Raw genomic sequence first — 7315 nt, forward strand, 5'->3', positions numbered from 1 at the left:
TACTACATATAGTGGGTAAAATTGTCAATATATGAAGCTCAATTTTTTCGTTATCAAAATCTACTGCTTTGTTTAAGCATAAAATCATTCTATTAACGGTAAGATGGTACCTCCAATTATGTATAAGATTTCTCTTTTTGTAAAAATACAACAAAAAAGCATTGACATCATAATGGTCCCTTCATATAATTTTTAACAAAACCGATTGATATATTTGGAAATAACCAATGCTCAAACCGACTAGTCGACTAGAGGTTTTTCCTGTTAGCAGGAAAAACCTCTTTTTGCGTTTTGATTGCATTTTCAAGAAAATCGGTAGATCTAACAATCATCTAGATAAGGCCGGGCGGTAAACATTTAAAAATGTGAGGAGATGATGGTATGACAGAACGTAAATGGGGTATTGAAACTTTGTCAATTCATGGGGGGCAGGAGCCGGATCCGACGACCGGTTCAAGAGCCGTACCAATCTACCAAACTACTTCATATGTGTTTAGGGATACAGAGCATGCGGCAAACTTGTTTTCGCTGGCGGAATCGGGAAATATCTACACCCGGATTATGAATCCGACCCAAGACGTGTTTGAACAAAGAGTTGCGCTGCTAGAAGGCGGTGTTGGCGCGCTTGCCACGTCTTCGGGACAGGCAGCTATCACATTATCAATTCTTAACATAGCTGGATCGGGGGATGAGATCGTATCTTCGACTAACTTGTATGGAGGCACTTACAATCTGTTTGCTGTCACATTGAAAAAACTCGGCATTAACGTGAAATTTGTCGATCCGAGTGACCCCGAAAACTTTCGCTCGGCCATTACCGATAAAACGAAAGCAGTGTATGCTGAAACGATTGGCAACCCGAAGATTGATGTTCTTGACATTGAAGCGGTCGCAAGAGTGGCGCATGATGCGGGTGTGCCGCTGATTGTTGATAATACGTTCCCATCTCCGTATCTGAACCGTCCGATTGATCACGGAGCAGATATCGTAGTTCACTCGGCTACCAAGTTTATCGGTGGACACGGCACATCCATCGGGGGCATTATTGTCGATGGAGGAACGTTTGATTGGACAAATGGCAAGTTTCCCGGACTAGTTGAACCAGATCCAAGCTATCATGGAATCTCTTATACGCAGGCATTGGGTAATCTTGCTTATATTGTGAAAGCGCGTGTACAGCTGTTGCGCGACATTGGTGCAGCAGTTTCCCCTTTTAACGCGTTTCAATTTTTACAAGGATTGGAAACTCTTCACTTACGGTTGGAACGTCATTCACAAAATGCGTTAGCGGTGGCTAAGTTTCTTGAGAACCATGAACTGGTCAACTGGGTTAATTATCCCGGTTTGGAATCAAGCCCGTATTACCAGTTGGCAAAAAAATACCTGCCTAAAGGACAGGGAGCGCTTTTGACTTTCGGTATCAAAGGCGGGGGAGAAGCTGGGCGTAAATTCATCGATTCTTTGGAATTGTTCTCCCATTTGGCAAACGTTGGAGATTCGAAATCGCTTGTCATCCATCCAGCAAGCACAACCCACCAGCAGTTGACCGAAGAGCAGCAGGAATCTACCGGTGTTACGCCTGATATGATCCGCTTGTCGATTGGCACGGAAACGGTTGATGACTTGATTTACGATTTAGATCAAGCGCTAAAGAAAAGCAAAAGCTAAAGTGGTGCGGGATCAGTTAAAAGGTCCCGCTATCGGATCCTCTCTCGCCGTGACTGAGGGAAGAGATATGGAATTGTCTCGATGAAAAAGGAGCTGACACAAGTATAAGTTCCTTAAGCTCGTTCGATCGTGTTGAAACAGATAAATGAGATTCTATTAGACTAGCTTAACCTCTTCGTACTATATAAATGCAACTAAAAAATCGACATAAAAACTTTTCTTTTAGGGGGGAGAGAGCATCCGACCGCTTCCGCACGTCGCCGGATGCTCTCGCCCCAGTAAAAAAGACGGTTTTTTTATTCACTTGTATATGAAAAACATTTGGGTGCGGCGGGTTGATAGTTTCGTTCATATCAGCCTAATCATATTGTAATCATTCGTTATCAAAATCTGTTGAGCAGGTTATTTCCTTCCATTCATCAAACTCTTTTTGCAGGGCAACTAGTTTTTCCGAAACCATTTTATAAGCATCCGGGCCTAACAACAAATGAACGGGGGGATTAGCTTCTGAGGCTGTGCGTATCATTGCTAAAGCTGCTTTTTCAGGATTACCTGCTTGCTTTCCATCCATTACATTATCAAGAAAGTACTTCATTTCGCGTACTGCTTTATAATCCGCAATTTCGTTTTTGCCATACATAACAGAACCACTACTTAAGAAATTGGTTCTAAAAAAGCCAGGTGCTACCATTGTAACTTTTATGCCAAATGGCCTTGCTTCCTCTGCCAGAGCCTCAGATAAACCGACCACTGCAAATTTTGTAGCAGAGTAGCTGCCAAACCCGCCATTGCCCATATATCCTGAAACAGAAGCTATATTAAAAATATGCCCCGACTTTTGTTTTCTTAAATAAGGCATCACTTTCCTAATTACATTCAATGTACCAAATACATTCACATCAAAATTTTGACGGATTTCTTGGTCTGTTAGTTCTTCAAAGCTTCCTCCCAAACCATAACCAGCATTATTCACAACTACGTCAATCTTGCCGAAAGTTTCAATGGTTTGTTCGATTGCCTGTTGTACGCTGGCTTCATTAGTCAGGTCAACGGCTAACGGCAGGAATTGTTTCGTATCATCATTAACTGCCTTTGTTAAATCATTCACCGTTCTTGAAGTCGCAGCAACTCGGTTGCCATTCTTTAATAATTGTTTTACCAATGTAAGTCCCAAGCCTTTTGAGGCTCCGGTTACAAACCATATTTTCTTTTCGCTCATAATACATATTCATTCCTTTCTTATCAAATCAATATTTTTGTTACGTTCTGAAACATACATAGTTAGAGTATGTTTCAGAACGTAAACAAATGACACTCAGCCACAAAACCAAAGTCGAAGAACAAATGGTTCTATAAGGGATGACAGGACTGTTTAGGGAAAATCGTACGCTAAGCTATTTTTCTATTTTAGAACGTAAAAGGTAGTGTCAAAAAGGGGGACGAACCATCAACCGTCCAACAAACCGCAATCTGCACAGCTTTAGAAATTTTTCTATTTTATGGTTGACGATTTACAAAAATTCCCTTATTCTAAAAATGAATGATTCAGTCATTCATCGTTGAGATACGGCAATTTCTTTATGAAGAAAAGGAATTTCGAAACAGATCAACTGATACGATCAGAATCGAAAGGGGGTACTAGAATAGCTTCTTTTACTCGCTCCAAAGCTTTGCGTGTTTCTAATCAATTTACAGGTTGCTATTTCTGTTAGCGAATGGTTAGTTTGCGTTTAATCATAATCAGCAATGATTGATTTATTCATAAACGGAGGGGGAAGATTATGACGGATACAAATTTCGCACTTACACAAGGGAAAACAGAACGGGCTCTTATCATTGGGGGAGGTATTGGCGGATTACTGACTGCAAGAGTGCTTTCTGATTATTATGGAGAGGTTCTGATCGTGGAGAAAGATGCTTTGCCCGAAAAGCCTGAGCATCGCCCTGGCACTCCTCAAGCTTTTCATCCACATCGTTCTACACCGCGTGGTAAGATGATTATGGAACGCCTTTTTCCAGGTTATGAAGATGATTTATTGGCGCAGGGAGCTCCCTCGTCACTGAATAAGACGATTCATCAAATGAATCAATATGGAACCATGGTATTTCAATACCCACGGAATGATATTAAGTTTAGTAGAGCAGTACTTGAGTGGGTATTTCGTCAACGCGTGAAAGAGATTCCCAATGTCCGTTTTCTTCCAAAACATGATGTGATCCGTTTGTTAACGACTCCAGACCAGACAACTGTCACAGGGATCCAGGTCCGAGAACGTGGACAAATCGGGCAGGAGAAAACACTGACAGCCGATATGGTATTTGATACGAGTGGACGTTCCTCCAAACTGGCAAAATGGCTTGAGGATTTGGGGTATGATGTGCCACATCCAGACCTTCTGAAAGTCGCTCTTGGCTATAGTACTCGCCGTTATAAGGTTCCGTCCCATCTAGCGCATCTAACAGAGAAATGGGATGCAATTAACATCGCAGGTCAGCCTGCTAATGAGACTTTCACAGGAGTTTTTTCCTTTATTGAAAATCAAATAGCAGAGGTGCTGCTTTATCGTCCGGGTGGACACTATCCTCCTACGGATGCCGAAGAGTATGAAGAGGCGGTTGCTCAGCTCCCAAGCCCGATAATCGCGGAAATATTGCAAGAGCTTGAACCGATCACACCCCCTCGCGGTTATCGCGTGCCAGAATTGTATCGTCATCACTATGAACAAATGCAGCGATGGCCATCTGGATTGTTAGTCTTGGGAGATGCATTCTGTATTTATGACCCGATTTTTGGTCAAGGAATGACCGTCGCTGCGATCGAAGTGGAAATGCTGGAATCCTGTTTGCGTGAACAACGGAATGACCCTAAGCCCCATTTTGAGCAGAGAGTACTCCGAAAAATACAAGATGTGATTGAACCTGCTTGGTGGTTGAATTGCGCTACTGATTTGCAATGGGAAGGCGTCGAATATGCGGGTTCTCAACCGTTGAAAGGGATTTCTTTTGCTCAGAAATACATGGATTTGTATCTCAAATATGCAACAATGCAACGCAATTTTGAGCTATATGGACTGTATTGGGCAGTGAATACATTGTCAGTCTCACCACATAACATTATGAATCCACAAATGGTAACGACTGTTCTCACTGCATCTGATGAAGGCAAACAATTACTCGCTAAGCTTTCACAAGAATATGGTCAGCCATTAGAGGAAGTATTGGATAAGGTTGTACCTTCCTTCTCTGGGGCACCCTTTGCGTCAATGAGTAAATAATCATTCAAACGGATCCGTAAATCTTACAAACCAAATTCAGACAAAGGAGTAAAAGCACATTGTCACCTTTAAACGAAGAACAGTTGCAGCAGATTCGCGACGAACGCAAAGAACAAATTATGGAAGCAGCCCTTAAGGTTTTCGCTCGGCGAGGCATCATTGGAACGAAAATGAGCATGATCGCTACTGAAGCTGGCATCAGTCAAGGCCTTCTTTACCGCTACTTCAAATCGAAAGACGAGCTTTTCACTACACTCGTTCAGCGGGCAATGGAAGAATCGATTGCTGGTATAGGGAGCGTCTATAAACTACCTGGATCGCCAATCGAAAAAATAAGGACTTTGACGGAGCTCATACTTGATGAAGATGGTCAACTTTATTTTATGCTGATGCATCAGGCTCGTACGTCGGATGAAGTGCCAGAGCAGGCTAAACAGCTTATCGAACAGTATTCCATGCAGACTTATGTCGACCAATTGGAGCCCTTATTCATAGAGGGGCAGAAGGCAGGCGAATTTGCGGCAGGCGATCCCCGGAAACTAATTTCCTGCTATATTACAGTTCTTTCTGGTCTTATGACGTTGAATATTCACGGAGATGAAGATTACCAGATGCCGGAAATCGACATATTGCTGCGGATTGTATCGGGTTCTTAGCGGATGAAAGTAAGTTACCCAGACAATTTAGGGAATCAAATTACTTAAAAAGTCCTGTGTCCCCTATAAATACCTAGAAAAAATCAACTACAAATTGGCGTCGTATGACGTACTAGAAAAAGAAGTAAAAACCTTGCCTTAAGATTTGAAAAGTTATAGGAAAACACCTTGAAATTATTGTCAATTCCAAGGTGTTTTTCTTTCTTCGTTATTGCACGATTCCGCCCGTTAACCAACCATGCCGCGCGCGACACTACAGATTATGAAAATGGATTCCCTCATACCGATACTACGGCTGGGAGTTCAACTGTTTATTATGGATTTTTGTTTCTTTAATTCTATATATGAGTGAATGATAAATTCGACATTTATGTGCTATGTGCAACGAAAAGGGAGTATGGTATGCCTCTTCTCTCTGGTTTACCCTTGCATGGACTAAAGGTTTGACCGCTTCTGCACGTCGCCGGATGATCTCTCCCACTATAAAAAGACGGTTTTTATTCACTTGTATATAGTTGATTAACAATATGAAGCACTAATGTATCCAATGGATTTTTAATTGTCTTAGATGTCTCGTGCTCAACTTTTCGAGCAGCATCAACCATAGATAATTGAGCCACGGAGATCACTCTATTTTCATCTTTAATCATTTGATTTAAGAACTTAGATACTTCATGATTGTACTTTTCTTTTAGTCCTTGCATGATCAAATCAAAAGTATTTTCAATAACAACAATCTCTAAATCTAAAGATTTTTTATAGGCATTAGCGTAATGATTAAGACGTTCCACTGTACCTTCAACAGTCGCAGGATTTGTAAAAAGGATTGTTTGAGGTTGCTGTATATTACAGATGTACGCAAAGTAGGGTTCATCAATTTTAATGATTGGTACTGGTATTGAGAGTTGGTCTTCCTGCAAAATCGCAATATAATTTGTACAAGTAATAAGGATAGCATCAACTTTACATTGAGCAATCCATTCAATTTGTTCCTTCACCTTTTTTTGAGCATCAGACGCCCCGAAATTTTTATCTGTTGTAACTCGAGACATCAATGCTGGGTCAACGAAATGTATCAGTTCAATTTCAAATGAAGAAAATGCCTGTTCTATATATTCAATATTCGAATAATGAGCATGTAGGCAACCTAATCTTTTTTTCAATTTTATTCCACCTTAACATACATTTCTGATTATTCTAACATTTATAAGTGGAATTATCTATTAAGAAATGGAAATAGATACAACGACCTGTTGCTAATGGATTACACCGCCTCTTCAACCTCATAAAGAAAACGCGGAGGCTGACAAGTTTTTAAGCGACGACAGAACCTTAACGGTATTTAAAAAAGACACTGATAGGTATCCAGTGTCTTCTTTGGACCGGAGGTTATTCAGGTCATGAATCTATATCATGTTATGCCAAACATTTACATTCGTACAATGACCGCTCCTCCGCCACCTGAAATAACGCGACTTTGCTGTTCAATGGATCGTAACAAGCGATTGTTATCTTCTATTAACTTAATGAGCTTATCCAATCGATCCTCAAGACTTGTCATCATTTGCATTATATGTTGTGTATCTGGGGGGGCAGGTTCATTTCTAGTTGGGTAATTAGTGAGTTTATTTAATCGATCCTCAAGACTTGTCATCATTTGCATTATGTGTTGTGTATCTGGAGGTGCAGGTTCATTTCTAGTTGGGTAATTAGTGA

6 protein-coding genes are annotated in these 7315 nt (G+C 41.0%); 3 read left to right on the plus strand and 3 right to left on the minus strand.

The window, feature by feature from the left end:
* Positions 1-381: 381 nt before the first annotated feature.
* Positions 382-1668, plus strand: a complete 1287-nt coding sequence (locus H540_RS0115560) for a homocysteine synthase (protein ID WP_028401448.1) — start codon at positions 382-384, stop codon at positions 1666-1668.
* A 373-nt stretch (positions 1669-2041) separates the two neighbouring features.
* Here H540_RS0115560 and H540_RS0115565 read toward each other — a convergent pair whose 3' ends face one another.
* Positions 2042-2887, minus strand: coding sequence for an oxidoreductase (locus H540_RS0115565; RefSeq protein ID WP_028401449.1), 846 nt, complete (start codon positions 2885-2887; stop codon positions 2042-2044).
* A gap of 562 nt (positions 2888-3449) precedes the next feature.
* On the opposite strand from H540_RS0115565, the gene H540_RS0115570 reads away from it, so the two are divergent.
* On the plus strand, positions 3450-4943 hold the full coding sequence (locus tag H540_RS0115570; RefSeq protein WP_028401450.1) for an FAD-dependent oxidoreductase: 1494 nt from the start codon (positions 3450-3452) through the stop codon (positions 4941-4943).
* Positions 4944-5002: 59 nt separating this feature from the next.
* Positions 5003-5599, plus strand: a complete 597-nt coding sequence (locus tag H540_RS0115575) for a TetR/AcrR family transcriptional regulator (protein WP_028401451.1) — start codon at positions 5003-5005, stop codon at positions 5597-5599.
* A 497-nt stretch (positions 5600-6096) separates the two neighbouring features.
* On the opposite strand, the gene H540_RS0115580 is transcribed toward H540_RS0115575, so the two are convergent.
* Together H540_RS0115580 and H540_RS0115585 are read right to left on the minus strand one after the other, a co-directional pair.
* Positions 6097-6768, minus strand: coding sequence for a hypothetical protein (locus tag H540_RS0115580; protein ID WP_034671130.1), 672 nt, complete (start codon positions 6766-6768; stop codon positions 6097-6099).
* Positions 6769-7028: 260 nt separating this feature from the next.
* On the minus strand, positions 7029-7315 hold a 287-nt coding region (locus H540_RS0115585; protein ID WP_034671131.1), incomplete at its 5' end, for a hypothetical protein.

It is taken from the genome of Ectobacillus panaciterrae DSM 19096, from assembly GCF_000430785.1.
Classification (GTDB): Bacteria; Bacillota; Bacilli; order Bacillales; family Bacillaceae_G; genus Ectobacillus; species Ectobacillus panaciterrae.

Coding starts and splice junctions, on each gene's coding strand:
- H540_RS0115560 (WP_028401448.1), top strand. CDS start 382: ATGACAGAACGTAAATGGGGTATTGAAACTTTGTCAATTCATGGGGGG.
- H540_RS0115565 (WP_028401449.1), bottom strand. CDS start 2,887: ATGAGCGAAAAGAAAATATGGTTTGTAACCGGAGCCTCAAAAGGCTTG.
- H540_RS0115570 (WP_028401450.1), top strand. CDS start 3,450: ATGACGGATACAAATTTCGCACTTACACAAGGGAAAACAGAACGGGCT.